The sequence below is a fragment of the Crateriforma spongiae genome (assembly GCF_012290005.1).
GTDB lineage: Bacteria > Planctomycetota > Planctomycetia > Pirellulales > Pirellulaceae > Crateriforma > Crateriforma spongiae.
In genome coordinates this window covers 96,781-114,465 of sequence record NZ_JAAXMS010000001.1, presented here as the reverse complement: position 1 = coordinate 114,465, position 17,685 = coordinate 96,781, and the positions used below count along the sequence as shown (strand labels likewise).

The 17,685-nt window shown below is 58.1% G+C and carries 12 protein-coding genes; 7 read left to right on the top strand and 5 right to left on the bottom strand.

The window, feature by feature from the left end; translation table 11 throughout:
• Positions 1–114 precede the first annotated feature (114 nt).
• The 3 genes from HFP54_RS00460 to HFP54_RS00450 all read right to left on the bottom strand — a co-directional run bounded on the left by HFP54_RS00460 (position 115) and on the right by HFP54_RS00450 (position 2,341).
• On the bottom strand, positions 115–303 hold the full coding sequence (locus tag HFP54_RS00460; protein WP_146411390.1) for a DUF5989 family protein: 189 nt from the start codon (positions 301–303) through the stop codon (positions 115–117).
• A gap of 71 nt (positions 304–374) precedes the next feature.
• Positions 375–599, bottom strand: a complete 225-nt coding sequence (locus HFP54_RS00455) for a hypothetical protein (RefSeq protein ID WP_168563672.1) — start codon at positions 597–599, stop codon at positions 375–377.
• Complete coding sequence (locus HFP54_RS00450) at positions 593–2,341, bottom strand: carbamoyltransferase family protein (RefSeq protein WP_206035937.1); 1,749 nt, start codon at positions 2,339–2,341, stop codon at positions 593–595. Before HFP54_RS00450 ends, HFP54_RS00455 begins: the two co-directional genes overlap by 7 nt.
• A gap of 251 nt (positions 2,342–2,592) precedes the next feature.
• Between HFP54_RS00450 and HFP54_RS00445 the strand changes: the two genes are divergently transcribed.
• Both HFP54_RS00445 and HFP54_RS00440 read left to right on the top strand, forming a co-directional pair.
• A complete protein-coding gene (locus HFP54_RS00445) occupies positions 2,593–3,612 on the top strand; it encodes an aldo/keto reductase (protein ID WP_168563670.1) in 1,020 nt (339 codons plus the stop codon).
• A gap of 96 nt (positions 3,613–3,708) precedes the next feature.
• Entirely contained in the window at positions 3,709–5,076 is a 1,368-nt protein-coding gene (locus tag HFP54_RS00440) for a M20 metallopeptidase family protein (RefSeq protein ID WP_235951162.1), read from the top strand.
• Positions 5,077–5,174: 98 nt separating this feature from the next.
• Here HFP54_RS00440 and HFP54_RS00435 read toward each other — a convergent pair whose 3' ends face one another.
• The gene (locus HFP54_RS00435; RefSeq protein WP_146411378.1) at positions 5,175–5,996 is read right to left on the bottom strand and encodes a 3-keto-disaccharide hydrolase; all 822 of its coding nucleotides are present in this window, start codon (positions 5,994–5,996) and stop codon (positions 5,175–5,177) included.
• Positions 5,997–6,234: 238 nt separating this feature from the next.
• Positions 6,235–9,438, bottom strand: coding sequence for a carbohydrate-binding domain-containing protein (locus HFP54_RS00430; protein WP_168563669.1), 3,204 nt, complete (start codon positions 9,436–9,438; stop codon positions 6,235–6,237).
• Positions 9,439–9,735: 297 nt separating this feature from the next.
• Between HFP54_RS00430 and HFP54_RS00425 the strand changes: the two genes are divergently transcribed.
• The 5 genes from HFP54_RS00425 (at position 9,736) to fabD (ending at position 17,654) form a co-directional block, all read left to right on the top strand.
• The gene (locus tag HFP54_RS00425; protein ID WP_168563668.1) at positions 9,736–13,938 is read left to right on the top strand and encodes a PVC-type heme-binding CxxCH protein; all 4,203 of its coding nucleotides are present in this window, start codon (positions 9,736–9,738) and stop codon (positions 13,936–13,938) included.
• Positions 13,939–14,078: 140 nt separating this feature from the next.
• Positions 14,079–15,086 (top strand): 3-deoxy-7-phosphoheptulonate synthase, encoded by a 1,008-nt coding sequence (gene aroF / locus HFP54_RS00420; protein WP_146411370.1) that lies wholly within the window; start codon positions 14,079–14,081, stop codon positions 15,084–15,086.
• A gap of 90 nt (positions 15,087–15,176) precedes the next feature.
• The gene (locus HFP54_RS00415) at positions 15,177–16,193 is read left to right on the top strand and encodes a class I SAM-dependent methyltransferase (RefSeq protein WP_168563667.1); all 1,017 of its coding nucleotides are present in this window, start codon (positions 15,177–15,179) and stop codon (positions 16,191–16,193) included.
• Positions 16,194–16,372: 179 nt separating this feature from the next.
• Positions 16,373–16,555, top strand: a complete 183-nt coding sequence (gene rpmF, locus HFP54_RS00410; protein WP_145302258.1) for a 50S ribosomal protein L32 — start codon at positions 16,373–16,375, stop codon at positions 16,553–16,555.
• A gap of 175 nt (positions 16,556–16,730) precedes the next feature.
• A complete protein-coding gene (fabD, locus tag HFP54_RS00405; RefSeq protein ID WP_168563666.1) occupies positions 16,731–17,654 on the top strand; it encodes an ACP S-malonyltransferase in 924 nt (307 codons plus the stop codon).
• Positions 17,655–17,685 lie beyond the last annotated feature (31 nt).

Here is a 17,685-nt window from a genome sequence, read left to right as displayed (position 1 = left end):
AAAGCGACAGTTTAGCCAGCGGACCGGCGAGGTGCGAGTTGCCGGCCGCCAATGCTGCCCCCGTCGCTGGAACGTACGACGGCCACCGAGGCGATCATCGGCACCACCCCGCGTCTAGAAAAGCGTGTAGATGAAAGGAGCCGCGGGTGAGGATGCGATCACCGTTACCAATGCCACCAACGCCAAGCTGACCAGGATCGGCAACAACCACCACTTTTTTTCCTGCCGGATGAATTGCCAAAACTCGCGGACCAATCCGGGATCGGCCGGCGGTCGGTCTTCGGCGGAAATGCGATTTTTCATTCGGTTGACACCCGCGTGCGGTACGGTTGTTGCATCGCCGCGATACCCATGACGGCCCATGAACGGTGGATTCAGTACATCGCATCATAGTCCTGATCGCGACTGTCCACCGCACAACGCAACCACTGTGGACGAGCTCTGTCGCGACGGCTCAAAGGATCGCTGCCCATGATCCTGCGAAACAGGCCGATCGGCCATACCACCAGCACATAAACAACGATCAACGCCACGGTCGTCACCGCGTGAGCAACGACGGCGGCGAAGGATGCCATCTTGTGGGCAAAAGCCTTCAACATGATTCGCGTTTGTCCAAAAGATGGTTCTGGATCACACAACAATCCATCCCGGATTTCCGGAAGCAACGATACGCATCAACGGGGCTGGCAACGATCGGTTCGTCCTTCACGTTAAAGCTGGTGTTCACCAACATCGGACATCCCGTCAGCCGATCGAACCTTTGGATCAGACGATACAGCTTGGGGTTCTGATCCCGGGTCAATGTCTGCACCCGAGCGGTGCCGTCGGCATGGATAATCGCCGGTGCGATTCCGGCCGCAGCTTTGACCGGAACAATGAAGGACATCCAGGGGCTTTCAAAATCGCACGATACTTGGAAGTACTCGCTGACTCGGTCGGCCAGAACGACCGGTGCGAAAGGTCGAAAAGGTTCACGGAACTTGATCGCCTTGTTCATTCGATCGCGGACGTCTTCGCCGCGTGGATCGGCCAAGATACTTCTTCGGCCGACGGCGCGAGGCCCGAATTCCATCGGCCCATCCATCCATCCGACGACTTGACCGTTGGCCAGACGCCGGGCCACTTCGTCGATCAATGCGTCGTCCGTCAAGGAACGAAAGCTCGCACCGATTTTCCGTAGTTCTTGACTGGATTGCTGTGAATCATAGACCGGCCCCAAGCACGCGTTTTGCATCGAATATTGCGAAATCGCTCGGTCCCCCACAGCAGCGTCGTTCACCGATGCGCGATCGATCAGCAGCGCGGCGCCCACGGCACCCCCGGCATCACCGGGGGCTGGCGGCACATAGATTTTCCGAAACGGTGTTTCGACCATCAACCGCCCGTTGGCCTTTCCGTTCAAGGCCACACCGCCCGCAATGCACAAGACATCGGCAGCGTGCAAACGATGCAGATGCTTCGCGGTTCGCAACAGAATGTCTTCGGTAACCTTTTGTATGGATGCCGCTAGGTCACGATGAAAATCCGTGATCGGTTCATCCGCCCTTCGCGGTGTTTGATCGAACACATCAGCGAATCGTTGATTGGTCATCTTCAACGAATCGACAAACCCGAAGAACTCCTGATTCAAACGAAACGAACCATCCGAAGCGATATTCAGCAATTTCGATTCGATCGTCTGGGCATACTTTGGCGTTCCGTAGGCCGCCAACCCCATCAACTTGTATTCGCCTGAATTGACAGTGAATCCACAGAAATACGTGAACGCCGAATACAGCAGCCCCAGCGAATGCGGGTACCGTAATTGATGGGTCAGCTGGATTTGCTGACCGTCGGACCAGCCCAGACTGGTCGTCGCCCATTCACCCACGGCATCGCACACCAGAACAGCGGCGTTGGGCCAGGGGCATGTCCACGCGGCACTGGCCGCGTGCGCCAAATGATGGTCGACGAAGTGAATCTTGCCCCCGTACCGTCGGCCATCGCCGGCAACTTGGTCCAAACGGCGCCGAAGCGTCTTTCGCAGATTCAGTTTGCCTTTGATCCAGGACGGCATTGCGGTTGTGAAAGGACGCAGAGATCGCGGCGCGGTTGCCAGAAACGATTCCATCAGCCGATCAAACTTCCGGATCGGCTTCTCATAGAACACGACATGGTCCAAATCACCGGGCGAAATTTTTGCCGCATCGAAGCAGTACCGGATCGCGGATTCCGGGAAACCGGCATCATGCTTGATGCGGCTGAATCGTTCTTCCTGAGCGGCAGCAATAATCCGTCCGTCACGTACCAAGCACGCTGCTGAGTCATGAAAGAAAGCGGAAATGCCCAGCGTCGTGGTCAATACTTTTGTTCCTGTCTGATGGCTGGTCCGTTGCTGCGACAAATCGGCTCGCATCCGTGGGAATAGTTTGACACGCGAGCGTGACGGCAGGAAGATTCACATCCCAAGCTTTTGGGTTCTTCCCCCATTCGAAACCCGCCTACCCACGAAGGTGCACCATGCGCCGCCGGTCATTTTTAGGTTCCGTTTCAACCACCGTGGGAATCGGGTCGATCCAATCGGCCGCCGGTCGGGCCGACGATTTGGCGGGGATGAACCAGAAACCGAGCGCCGACGTTCCGCCAACACACCGCGGCGAACCGGTTAACGGTATGCCGCGACGAAAATTGGGACGGACGCCGATTCATGTTTCGATTGCGACGTATCCCGGTTTGGCATTGATGCGAACCGACGCCGCCGGGGCCCGACGTTCGCTTCATGATTCGTTCGAACGTGGCGTCAATTACTTCGACGTCGCGCCCGCTTATGGCAAGGACGGCGAATGTGAAATCAAGATGGGGCAGGGTTTGCAAGGCTTGAACCGCAATGATTACGTGCTGTCCTGCAAGACCAAGGCTCGCGACAAAGCCGGAATGCAGGCGGAATTACAGCGTTCGCTGGATCGGTTAAAGACGGACTATTTCGATCTGTATCAACTTCACTGCTTCATCAAGCCTCAAGAAGTTGTCGAAGCATTGGGGCCGGGCGGTGCCATGGAAGGCATTCTGGAGGCACAGAAGCAGGGAAAAATCAGGCACATCGGTTTCAGTGCACACACGACAAAATCGGCGCTTCGTGCGTTACGTCACTTCGACTTTGACACGGTGATGTTCCCCATCAATTTCGCGGAATACTACACCATCGGCTTTGGAAAACAGATCGTTGAATTGGCCAACCAACGCGGCACGGCGATCCTGGGGATGAAGACGCTGGGCTATGGGCGTTGGCCAAAGGGTGTCGACAAGACGCGCCAGTGGTGGTACCGAACGGTGGAATCGGATGAACACGTTCGGATGGCTTTGCAGTTTACGCTAGGATTCCCCGGTGTCGTCACGACCGTTCCACCGTCCTGGCCGGACCTTTGGGACAAAGTGATCGAACAATCCAAACGGATTGATACGGCGGGTGGAAATCTGCACGACGCAAAGCTGCTTCGACGCATGAAAAATCTTGCGCAAGGATGCGAAAGCATCTTCCACCGCTTTGAACAATCGATCGCCGAAAACCGCCCGGAACCCGGGGTTTTCTACGCCGACAGCCCGCACGAAAAGCCGCCTTGCATGCGAGCATGATCACGTAAACCGTGCCAGGGCCCGCCGCCCGAGTCTACAATTAGGCATCAGCGACGATGTTTGACATGGGTGATTCTGGTGGAAAGGACACGGGTTTTGATTCGCATACGGTTCATCTTTCTGGTGGTGTCGCTGATGGCGACCGGCAGCGTCCAGTGTTCGATTGTCATCGCCGACGACACCCTGTCACCAACGGGCATGAAACCGGCGGTGGTGGAAGTCAAGCACGAACTGGAGCGTTGGTTTTCCGAAACCACCCCGACGTGGCTGCGCACCTATCGCGAATTGCATCAATCGCCGGAACTGTCCTTCGAAGAAAAAGCGACGTCGCAATACATCGCGGATCGATGGCGCGACGATGGTTACGTGGTCGTCACGAACGTGGGCGGTTTCGGCGTGGTCGCGACCATGGAAAACGGACCGGGCCCCACCGTCATGTTACGATGCGACATGGACGCATTGCCGGTCACGGAGCAAACCCCTTTTCCGTTTGCATCGACCAAAAAGGTCACGCAAAGCGATGGAACGACGGTGGGGGTCATGCACGCCTGCGGGCACGACATCCACATGACCAATGTCTTGGCGGTGTCTCATTTTCTGGCCACGCATCGCGATCACTGGTCGGGAAGACTGATGCTGATTGCCCAACCGGCGGAAGAACGTGGTGCGGGGGCTCGATCCATGCTGGACGATGGCTTGTTCCAACGGTTCGTCAAACCGGACTACGCGATCGCTTTGCATGTTGGCCATGATTTGCCTGCCGGACAAGTTTCACTGATGCCCGGATATTCCCAAGCCAATGTCGACAGCGTTGACATCACGATGCACGGCCGGGGCGGTCATGGATCGGCACCCGAAACAACCATCGATCCGATCGTCATGGCTTCCATGCTGGTCGTGGATCTGCAAACGATCGTCAGTCGCGAAATTTCGCCTCGCAAGCCCGCGGTGATCACCGTCGGTTCCATTCACGGGGGGACGAAGCACAACATCATCGGCGATGAGTGTCATTTGCAATTGACCGTCCGCAGTTACGACGAAGCGGTTCGACAACACTTGCTGGAGGCCATCGAACGGAAAGCCAAAAACATTGCCACCGGCTTTCGTGCGGACGCACCGACCGTCACACGCAGTGAAGGGACGCCATCGCTGGAAAACGACCATGAATTGGCGGCGCGAATGCGAGACGTTTTCGCCGCCGCCATCGGCAAAGACCAGGTCGGCACCAGTGAACCATCGATGGGCGGTGAAGATTTCAGTCGATACGGAAAACAGGGTGTGCCGATTTTGATGTATCGATTGGGGACCGTTGAATCGGCACGTTTGAAACGCTACGAAAAACTTGAAATCCCGCCACCCAGCTTGCACAGCAGCCAGTATTATCCCGACGCGGAAAAATCGCTCCGCACCGCATTCATGACGATGACGGCCGCGACGCTGGAGCTATTGAAACCGGCCCCGTAAGGCAACCGAAACTTGTCCGGTCGCCTTTTCGTTCGGCGGACGCTGCGTCCCGTCATCAGTCACGCACCTATCGCAAACATGGGCCGGCTGGCCGGGGTCTATTCTTGATCGTCGCCTGACGATTCGATCGGCGTTTCTTTCTTACCGTCGCGGATATAGGGCGACCGCGTTTGTTCGCCTTGAGCGGGAGTGAATTCGCGTACCCAAATGTTGCGGAAGCGAACCGGATTACCGTGATCCTGCAACGAGATCGGCCCTTCGGAATCGTGGGCGTTGTACTTCGGCGGGCGGTTGTATGGCGTGTCGCCCTTCAATTCGAAGTGGTTCAGAATCAGGACGCCGTTGTGCATGGCGGTGATGTAGGCGGGTGAGACCAAATTGCCGTCTTCGTCAAATCGCGGCGCGGTCCAAAAAATGTCGTACGTGTTCCATTGCCCGGGGGGACGAGTGGCGTTGACCGCCGGAGGCGTCTGTTTGTAGATCGCGCCCGCTTGGCCATCAAAATACGTCTCGTTTTCATAGGAATCCAAGACTTGGATTTCATAGCGGTCCATCAAGAAAACGCCGCTGTTACCGCGTCCCTGGCCTTCACCTTTGGCCGGCGTCGGGGCCGACCATTCGATGTGAAGCTGGCAGTCGCCGAATGTCGGGATCGATACCGCTTTGCCTTTGCCCGTCAACATACAACCGTCGACGACTTTCCAAGAATCATTGACCTTCCACTGTGAAAGATCATCACCGGAAAACAGAACGACCGCGTCGCTGGGCGGATCGGAATTGATGACGCCCGGAGTAACGACCGCGGGTTCTTCCCAAGTGATGCCGTTCAGGTATTCCTTGGCGTTTGCCGAGGAACCCGACGCAGTGAAAACAGCCAAGCCGGCAAAGGTAAGGATCGAGTTAAAAAATCGACGTTTCATGGAAGGTGCAAAAGTTGGAGGTAGGACACATCAACGGTGCTCGGTAGTTTAGCCGAAGCGTGTCGCCGGTACCTCGGCCCCCCGGCAAAGAAATCGTCGCCCCCAAACGTGCGCCACGATTGCACCGTGGTGGCACCAAGCATCGGGCAATTGCGATACGGCCGAAGGGTTGCGGTGGTCGGGCGCCGGCTGCGGCCCGTGGCTTTTCAACGCACACCGCGTAGGTCCCGAATCTTGGTCAAACCAGTTCCCAGCGGCCGACAGTCCCGTCATCCAGATCGACGTAGTACATCAGGTCATCGGGCCCCTGACGAAGGGCGACCACGATGTTTGCACCGGTATCAAAAACGTTGACATCGCCAACTGTGCCATCGGGATTGATCGTGGCGTGCCGGACGATCCCCTGGCCAAGGTCGTTGAAGAAGATGTCGCCGTCGAACTGGCTGCCGTATGCGTCGCCGCGATAAACGTCGCCCATCACGATCGCGTTGATACCGTCGGCTTGATGGCTGAGAGCGTAAATGGATGCATCGACCGGAATGTCTTCCGCGAAGAACGCTTCGCCTTCAGAGGTATTTGCATAAGAATGGTTCACCAAGCTGGTACCGTTGCCACCTTCGTAGAACGGCCAACCAAAGTTCGCGCCCGCACCGGCGGCATTGATTTCTTCCCACTTGGTCCACCCGACATCACCGACGTAAAGCTGGCCGGTTTCACTGTCGACGCTGATTCGAAAGGGATTTCGCAGCCCCATCTGATAAACCTTACTTCGATTGGCGTTGGGATCATCCACGCCTTCCTCGAAATAAGGATTTCCGGCGACTCCTTCGCCGGTGATCGGATCGATTCTCAAAACCTTGCCTGACAAGCTGTCGGCGTGCTGGACCCGATCGGCACGTGGATCGACGCGGTTGTAGCTGGCACCATCGCCGATCGACACGAACAGCATGCCATCGGTACCAAAGGCCAGACTGCCGACGGTATGCGATTCACTGTCACTGGGAATGAAGTCTTGCAAGTAATTGCCCAACTCATCTTCCCCGGCCGGCGGCTCTTCGAAATCGTTTGTGCTGTTGGCAAAGCCATTGAAGTTTTCCCAGGTGCTGTTGGCGCCCAACAAAATGACATCGCTTCCTTCGACCGCCTTCAAATACCCTTCGGATTGATCCGCCGTGACGCGGATCAGGCGTCCGGCACGATTGCCTTTGCCATCGGGGCCGGCCAAACCGGTTTTGCCTTCGACTTCGGGCGGATCATAGGTGAACAACAGATACACGTACGGGTTGTTTTCAAAGTCGGGATGGACGGCGATGTCTAATAAGCCGCGGTCCCGAGTGCCGTTGACGATCGTAGAAATGTCGATGAACGGTTCGGGCTGCAAATTGCCGTCGACCGCCACATCGACAACACCACCTTGCTGGGCGATCAACATCGCACCGCCGGGCAACCAGTCGATCGCCGTGGGCGCAATCAACCCAGAAACCTGATCGACGGCGACCAGCGTATCGGAGACCTGAGTGGGCGGATCTTGAGGAGGATCTTGTTGATCCAAATTCCAACGAATGATCCGATGCACGTTGTTGGCCCCGCCCGTCGCACCGGTGAAGCCCACATAGGCCTGATTGCCCACGACCGTCTCCAAGTCGACCGTGGTCTTCATGGCGGCCAGTTCGGGCTTTTCGTTTTGATCGGACAGATAGACGGCTAATACGTCGCTGGTGCCGTTGTAGTCGACCCATGCGTACAGAGGCGATCCACCGTTCAGATCGAAATCAGCCACCGTCGTTTTCAAAGCATTCTGGACGCTGTCCTGGACAATCGACACATGGTTGTTGCTGATGTCAAACGGTGAATTTTTCCAGGTATCAAATTCAACGGCGATCGAATTGGCAATCCCGTCGTATCCCAATTGACCGGCGTTTGCACCAATGGCCGCGGCCCCCGCAGGGTCGTTTTGAATGGTGAAGGTCAGGCCGTCGGCGCCCGACGAACCACCGGTGATTCGAAACCCGAATTCAGACCGGAAGGATCCATCGTTGCTAAGATCGATGGGCGTTTCATAAAAGGCACTGCCGGCTTTCCAATTGGTTGCCGGCGTCAGACGCAATTCGTCTGAGTTGATCGCCGCGTCGCCGTTGATACTCAAGCCAGTGGTATCAGCGAAGTCGTCATAGTTGGGCAACGAGACTTCATCGTCGACGATGGTCACCGTCGCGGTGCGTGGGGCCAGCAACGTCGCGCCACCGACCACGTTATCAATGGTGACATTGAACTGTTCAGCCGTTTCCGCCAGATCGTCATCCAGAATTGGAATCTGGATCTGCGCGACGCTTTGGCCGTCGACAAAAGTCAACGTACCGCTGGTCGGTGTGTAGTCGATGCCTTCGGCGGCAGAATTTTCGAACGTGGCATAGTCGACGGTGATCGTGCCATCGGTACCGCTGCTGCGAATGACGTCCAACGCGACGATCCCAGCGGTTTCATCCACCGTGACGTTACTGGACGCCAATGAAATCACGCCAGGCTGTGGCGGTTGGACTTCGCCACCGAAATAGAACGACCCGTCGGAATGCAGGAATTCATTCTGCTTGTATCCGGGAACAACGCCACCGGGTTCCCAGGTACCGGTGCTAAACACCGTCGGGGCTTCGGTCTGATAAACGTCTTCGCCGATGGTCACCCGGTCGACACGAAGATTGCGATCGATTTCGCCATCGTTGACATACAAATCATTCGTGAACGCAATGCGAATCTGATCGATGGTGACATCGGTGTCAGAAATGTACGTGTAGGATTCGAAAGTATTGTTGTAGGCATTGCCACCAATGTTGGCCCACGTTTGGACTTTGGCGTCGCCGATCCAAAGTTCCATGATCTCGTCATTTTCGTTGCCCGCCGCATCGATGATGATCGCTGTGGTGTCGGGTTCCTGGTACTGGAAGTATCCGTCGGCCGCCAGGAAATTGCTTTCACGATATCCCGGCTGGATCCCGTCTTCCGGCAACCAAACTCCGGTACTGAAAACGGACGGGTCATCGGAGCGATACACGTCGCCGTCGATGGCCATACTTTCGACAACCAGATTTCGATCAATCCCCTGATCGGGATCATAAAGGTCGTTGGTAAATGCAACCTTGATTTGATTGGCGCTGACCGGACCATCTGTTTGATAGGTGAACGTTTCCAGTTGTCCAGCACCGGGATCGCCGCCTACGTTTTCCCAGGTTTGGACGACTTGATCGTCGATCCGCAACTCCATGGTTTCTTCGCCGGTCGTACCGGCAGCCAGAATGGTGATCTGCTGCCCCAAATCGCCGGCCAACATTAAACGCGGTTCCAACGACTTGATCGACCAATCAATGCGTCGGCATTTCGATACCTGGGGGCCTTTACCAGGGAGCACGCGGCGAAGAAGACGGCCGAGGCTGGTAGTCGATTTCATGGACGTGTGATTTCGAAATCTGCTGTAGGTGAGAATCCCAGTCCCCCTATTGGGGCGACACCATCCTAGTTCTCTGTTTCACCTCCGCAATCGATTCAATCGGCAAAGACGGCACCTTTGCGGCCAGCATTCCTTAAGATGACCTTTCCCGCCTGCGTCGATTCGCCCCGTGTCACGCGAAAACGTGACCACGACGACGGCCCCCCGCATGAACACGTGCACACGCTGGCATTTCCAAGTCCGGCGATGCAACGGCCCTCCTTTTTCCCGCCCCTTATCGCAACGACGGAGCCCACCATGGCGTTTCGAATTCGGTTGTCCTCCGGTCTTCGGCCCATTTTTGGGCTTCTTTTGATCACCCTGTGGGTGCGACCGGGACACGATGCGACCGCCGATGCGGTTGCACCGGGTTGGGAGCGACAGGAAATTCATGACCGTTTTTTCACCGAGGGTGCATCGGCCGGCGACTTGGACGGCGACGGTCACTTGGACATCGTCGCCGGCCCGCTTTGTTTTCGGGGTCCCGATTTTCAACAGCGGTTTCGAATCGCCCCGGCCAAAGAATTTCCGGTGGAAGTCTATAGCGATCAGTTCTTTAGCCACGTCGCCGATGTGACCGGTGATGGGGCCGCCGACGTTCTGGTCATCGGCTTTCCCGGCAAGCCCGCGCGGCTGTACGTCAACCCGAACGTCGGACCGGTCGATCAGGATTGGCCCGTTCATGAAATCACGGGACCGGTCGATAACGAATCGCCCGCAATCATCGACCTGATCCCCGGCGGCAACCCGGAAATTGTTTGCGGCAATGCCAGCCAATACGGCTATTACCAATCCGGCGACGATGCGACAAAGCCCTGGACTTGGACACCCATTTCAAGGCCCGGTTCATGCCCGAACCGATTCACCCACGGCATGGGTGTCGGTGACGTTGACGGGGATGGCCGGCTGGACGTGGTCGGAAAGAGTCATTGGTGGCGACAACCCACCGACGATGATGCCGAAACCCTTTGGACCGCCAAACGCTGGAACGATTTGGGGAACTATCCCGGTGGATCTCAGATCTGCGTCAACGATGTCGACGGCGACGGTGATTCCGACATCGTGACGTCGCTGCACGCACACGGTTACGGGTTAGCGTGGTTTGAAAACCGCGGCGGCGACATCTTCACGCGACACGACATCATGGGCGAATCGTCTCAAGACAACCCGTACGGCGTCGCTTTCAGCCAACTGCATGCCGTTGCGATGGCGGATGTGGATCGCGACGGCATCAAAGACATCGTGACGGGCAAACGCTTCATGGCTCATCGCGGCAAAGACATCGGCGGATTGCAGCCGCCGGTTTTGGTCTGGTTCCGCTGCGTTCGCGATGAATCATCCGTGGAATTCATCCCCCATATGATCGACGATGACAGCGGTGTTGGTGTCGATGTCCTGGTCACCGACTTGAATGCGGATTCATGGGTCGACGTTGTGTCCAGCAGCAAGCACGGGCTGACGGTTCACTTGCGTGCCCCCGACACCGCGATGACCGCCGAACCCAAATGGCAGGTCGCCGAAGGCCGCGATCAGTCCAAGTATGTGGAGGGGTTTACTCCACAACAGGCCGCCGAAAACATGATCGTTCCACCGGGCTTTGAAGTGGATCTGATTGCCGGTGAACCGGATCTGACCCAACCAATCGCGATGTGCTTTGATGCCCGCGGCCGCATTTGGGTGATCGAAGGCCACACGTATCCCAACAAGGCGCCGGCGGGGCAGGGCAGAGACCGCGTCGTCATCTTCGCCGACAACGATTCCGACGGCACGTTCGAATCCAAGTCGACTTTTATCGAAGGCATCAATTTGGCCAGTGCCATCGAAGTCGGATTCGGCGGTGTCTGGATCGGCGCGGCTCCCGAGTTGTTGTTCATTCCGGATGCCGATCACGACGGCACCCCGGACGGTGACCCGGTGGTCCTGCTGGATGGCTGGGGACACCAGGACACGCACGAAACTTTGAACAGCTTCACGTGGGGCCCCGACGGATGGCTGTACGGTTGCCACGGGGTCTTCACGCATTCCAAGGTCGGCAAACCGGGCACCCCCGAAGATCAACGTGTTCGATTGAATGCCGGTGTGTGGCGGTACCATCCGACGCGTCACGAGTTCGACGTTTTCGCACACGGAACCAGCAATCCATGGGGGGTGGATTTCAACGACGAAGGCGAATGGTTCATCAGTGCCTGTGTCATTCCCCACCTGTACCACCTATCACAGGGTGGGCGATATCAGCGACAAGCGGGACGGCACTTCAATCCCTACACCTATGACGACATCAAGACGATCGCCGATCACGCACACTTCGCCGGGCGGATTCAAGAACACGCCTATTGGGGTGAAAACAAGACCACTCGACCGCCCGCCGCCATGGACACCTCCATCCTGGGCGGCGGCCACGCGCACTGTGGCTTGGCTATCTACGACGGAGACGTTTTTCCGCCCCAGTATCGTGGCGACTTGTTCTTTCACAACTTGCACGGCCACCGCATCGTCCGCGAAAAAGTTGAACGTGACGGCAGCGGGTATGTGGGCCGACATCGCCCGGACTTTGCCTTGTCGCAGGACCACTATCAAGTCGGCGTTGGAATCATGGTGGGTCCCGATGGCGCGTTGTACACGTCCGACTGGCATGACGTTCAGACCTGTCACCATCGCGATCCGGAAATTTGGGACCGCACCAACGGGCGTTTGTTTCGAATCCGATACGGTGATGCCCAAGGAACCAGCCTTGACCTATGGTCATCCGACACGAGCCAATTGATTCGCAACTTGGATGGGACCAATGGCTTTGTGGCAAGGCAGTCGGCAAGAATCCTGCAAGAGCGTCACAGCGATGGCGTCTTGGACCTGTCCGACGAACAGATCGTCAGCCTTCACGGCCAGATGGCGACTGCTGAAGGCCGACGTCGCGCCGTCTGGCTGGCCGGTGCGATTCTTGGCTCCGATGCCAATCCGATCGATCACTGGATTCAAGATGCCGACCCCGTGATTCGTCGCTGGGCGATTCACCACGCTACACAGCAAAGCGACGTGACACGCGATGTCGCCGCGCGAATCGCAGAAATCGCGTCAACGGAACCGAACGCGTCGGTTCGCCGAAAGATCGCGTCATCGACACAGAAGATTGCACCGGAGCAGCGGTTGCCGATTCTGCGATCGCTGGCCAAGCACACGATCGATGCAAACGACCGCAATCTGCCATGGCTGTTCTGGTATGCGATGGAACCGCTGGTGCAAGATCACCCGAACGAATGTCTGGAGATCGCGATGGAGAGCCAGATGAAGCCTTTGCCGGATTTCGTCATCCGCCGCACCGCCGAGACGGCCGACGGCCGACAATCGTTGACGATACGATTGACGGATCCGAAACAGCGTGGCCTGCGGCTGACAATCTTGCAGCGTTTGCTGGATGCCTCGATCTCCCGAGGCGGTATTGAAATGCCCGCGGCTTGGCCGGCCGCGATGGACGCGCTCGCCGACGCCCCCAATGCTCAGGTGCAACGCTTGGCTCGCAACCTGGCGGTCCAACTGGGTGACGCGACGGTCCTGCCGCATTTCCGGGAAGTTTTAGCCGACACCGGCAACCCCGCGGTGCGTCGACAACAAGCATTGCAATCGCTGATGACAGCGGGCGATCCGGAATTGGCGGACCAGTTGCACCGATTGCTGGACGACGCCGCAATCCGCGACGCGGCCCTGGGCGCCTTGGGGCAATTGTCACATCCCGGGTCCGCCGATGAAATCATCGCGCGATTTGACCAATTCCCAGCGGAAACGCAAACGATCGCACTTTCGGCACTGGTCACGCGAATTCCCAACGCCGATCGATTGGTTGCGGCGATGGAAAGTGGTGATATCGATCCGCGATCCGTGCCTGCGTACGTGGTCCGCCAGATCATTCCGCTTGCCCAACGTACGCCAGACAGTGATCTGCTTTCACGATTGGAAAACGTTTGGGGCAAAGTCGGACGCAGCGACGCCGAGATGCAACAGCAGTTCAAGCGTTACCAAGCCATCCTGACGCCGCGCGGGATCGCATCGGCCGACGCCCGACTTGGCCGCAAACTATACGAGGCCAATTGTGGCAAGTGCCACCGGCTATTCGGCGAAGGTGGCCAGATCGGGCCGGACATCACCGGGGCCAACCGATCGGACGTGCGGTACTGGTTGGAAAACATTTTGGACCCCAACGCCTTGATCGGTCGCGATTATCGCATGACCAATTTTCTGCTGCTGGATGGACGCATCATCGGTGGAATTGTCCGTGACGAAAACGACGATGCGGTGACCGTTCAGACCGCCGAACAGCAGGTCGTGATTCCCAAGGATGAGATCGAGGAAAGGATCGAATCCGATGTCAGCTTGATGCCGGTCGGACAACTGGAACCGATGTCCGAGAACGATGTTCGGTCGTTGCTGAAGTATTTGATGGGGCCCGGCCAAGTACCGCTGCCGTAGCCGACTGGGATCGCCGAGACCCCGGGCCCCGTTGCGTGCGGTGTCCGGTTGGAAGAATCGACGTCGTGGGACAAACTCGTGAACTTCTCAGGCGTCGGCGACGTCCTTTTTTTTGGTAATCGATCCACAAGGCCCCACAAATGATCGTCGTAATGAAGTCAGGCGCCACCGAAGCGCAGGTCCAATCCACCGTCGCGAGGGTGGAAAAAATGGGCCTGAAGGCCAACGTCATCGTTGGCACCGAACGAACCGTTGTCGCCGTCGTCGGCGACGAACGTGTCCTAGACGCTCCGTCGCTGGAGGCCGGTGATGGTGTTGCCGAAGTCATGCCGGTGGTGGCCAAGTACAAACTTGCCAGCCGCGAAGTCCGTCCCGAAAGCAGCGTGATCACCGTCGGTGATTTCCAGGCTGGTGGCGGGCACTTGGGCGTCGCGGCAGGGCCCTGCAGCGTCGAAAACGAAGAACAGATCGTGGAAGTCGCCAAAGCGGTCAAGGCGGCCGGAGCGACCGGACTGCGTGGCGGCGCGTTCAAGCCACGGACCAGCCCCTACAGTTTCCAAGGATTGAAAGAAGACGGGCTGAAGATGCTTGCCACCGCCCGCGACGAAACCGGCTTGGCCGTGTTCACCGAGGTCATGTCGCCTGAGGAAGTCGACTTGGTCGCCAAGTACGCCGACGTGCTGCAGATCGGTGCACGAAACATGCAAAACTATCGGCTTTTGGAAGCCGTCGGTCGGTGCGACAAAGCGGTCCTGCTGAAGCGGGGACCATCGGCCACGATGGACGAATTCTTGCTGGCTGCTGAATACATTTTGGATGGCGGCAACGAACGCGTGATGCTGTGCGAACGAGGTATCCGAACCTTCGAAGCCCACACGCGATTCACCTTGCCTCTGGCCAGCGTTCCCTACCTGCATTCGAAAAGCCATTTGCCGGTGATCATCGATCCCAGCCACGGGACCGGGCACACTTACATGGTTCATGACATGGCGGTTGCCGCGGTCGCCGCCGGTGCGGATGGTTTGATCATCGAAGTCCATCCCGATCCGCCCAATGCCGCCAGCGACGGATACCAGTGCCAGGATTACGCCCAGTTCGAAAACACCATGCGGCGAATTCAGAAGGTGCAAAAGGCCTTGGCCGATTGACGCATCGGATCGTGGGGTCATCTGGCCGTCCGGTCGGTGACGCCGAATCGTCGAACGAATTCTTTTTGACCACCGAAAGCCGCCAAGCCGTTGTCCGCCCAAGACCAAACCATCGACCAGTACCAGGAACTGATGCAGTTGAATGCGGTATCGCACGTGTTGCGAACCGCCAAACAAGTCGGCTTGCTGGACGGATTACGTGACGGCCAGCGGACACTGGAACAGCTTTGCCAGGAACTCAACCTGCGTTCGGAGCCGGCTCGTTTATTGTTGGCCACCTTGGTGCGGACCGGCATTGTCCAGCAGTACGACGACGACTTTGCACTCGCGCCGGTGGCGCAACTGCTGTGCCAATACGACAGCGATCTCGGCGACGGGCGATGGCGTCAGTTGGCCGACAAGGTCCGCGGGGACGACGCGGCGCCCTTTCGCGCTCGCGACCATTTCGATGCCACCGCGGCCACCCAGTGGGTGCACACCGCTTCGGCGATTCAAGCGGCTGAAATCCTGAACATCGGTGGCGCCGACGAACCGCGTGGACCCAAAATCTTGGACCTGGGGTGTGGCAGTGCGGTTTGGAGTTGTGCGATGGCGTTTCGCGACGTCGGCGCGACGATCACCGCGGTCGACGATGAAGCGACGCGTGTGGCGGCGGCCAACATGGCGGCCAGTATCGACCTGACACGACGGTTCGATTTTCATCCCGCCGACCCGGCGGAGGTCGCCGAATTGCCGATGGATCAAGCGGCGACGGAGCATCCGTGGGCGGGCAAAACTTATGACCTGGTCCTGCTGGCACAGCGACTGCATGCCTATGACGAAGCGACGGGCGACCGGTTGCTTCAATTTGCCACTCGTTTGGCGGCACCCGGCGGTCGCGTGGTCGTGATCGATCTGTTTGCATCCCCGGCCAAGCCCAGTTTGGCCGAAACGCTGGAGGCATTGCGGCTGGAAATCGAAACCGATGGCGGCCGTGTCTGGGACTTGGAAACCAGTTCCCAGCGGGCCAAACGCTGTGGCCTGACTGACGTGCAGTTCACTTTCTTGGCCGCCAGCCGAATCAACCTGGGCATGCTGGTCGGGGTCCGAGCCGAGCACATCGCCTGACGATTTTGCGGTTCAGGATTCGGTGGTACTGGGCGGATCGGGGGCTATTGTCCCTAATCGACCGGCCTCAAAAATCTTGGCCCAGAAATTGCCGCGGGCCGCGTTGACAGATTCCACGGTGCGTTCGTAAGCTACGCGGCTCGAACCGAACATCCCTTCTTTCTGAATGACCGCCAACGATGGCCGTTCCAAAACGTAAACACAGCAACAGCCGGACGGGCAAGCGACGCAGCCACGACCGCGTCAAGAAACGTCAAATCGCTTATTGCCCGCAATGTTCCGCGGCCGTGCCGACGCACACCATGTGCCCCAAGTGTGGGTATTACATGGGCCGCACCGTGGTCGAACCCAAAGACGAATAAACACTTCATCAACGTCGGCGGTTCGCTGCGAACGGTGGGATCAAAACACGTGCATTCCCGCTGATAATTGCGATGACCTAGACGGCTGATGCTGTGCTTCGGACCGTCGTCGCCGTGGCCGGACGTCGACGGACAGAATCGGACTCTGCCGGTTCTGACAGAAAGGACAGCAGCCGTGACATTCGACGTGCAACGGGTCGGGATTCTGTTTCCCGGCCAAGGGGCCCAGGTTCCGGGAATGGGCAAAGCCCTTTCCGAGCGAGCATCTTTGGCCCGCGAGCTTTTTGACCAAGCCAATGAAATCCTGGGTTACGACTTGGCCCAGCTCTGTTTCGAGGGCCCGGCGGAAAAGCTGAACCAGACAGAATTCTGCCAGCCCGCTTTGTTCGTGACGGGCATCGCCGCGGCCAAGGTTTACGCCGATGAACAGCCCGAAATGGCCCAGCGAATTGTCGCAGCCGCCGGGTTAAGCTTGGGTGAGTACACGGCCGTGTGTTTCGCCGATGGCCTGGACTTTGCCGACGCCCTGCGATTGGTCCAGCGTCGCGGACAAGCCATGCAGGCGGCAGCCGATGCGGTCGAAAGCGGCATGTCCAGCGTGGTCGGATTGGACCTGGAACAGGTCACCGCCGTCTGTGACGCCGCCCGCCAGGACGACGAAATCCTGCGTCCGGCCAACCTGTTGTGCCCGGGGAACATCGCCACATCTGGACACCTTTCGGCCTTGGTTCGGCTGGAACCGCTGGCCAGCGAAGCCGGTGCGATGAAGGTGATTCCGTTAAGTGTCGCCGGTGCGTTTCACACCGACCTGATGGCCCCGGCGGTGGATCAACTGAAGCAGGCGTTGCAGGAAATGCCGATCCGCGACACCCGCATCCCGGTCTACAGCAACGTGGATGCGTCGCCGCACCAAAAGGCCGACGAGATTCGCGACTTGTTGACCCGCCAAGTGGTCAACCCGGTCCTTTGGGAGGCCTCGATCCGCCGCATGATGGACGACGGAGTCGAAGGATTTTTGGAATCCGGAACCGGCCGCGTCTTGCGAGGCACGCTCAAGCGGATCAATCGAAAATTCCCCACCGACGGTTTCGGCGATTAGCGATCACGCCGCCTCCGTCAAAGCCAGCCAC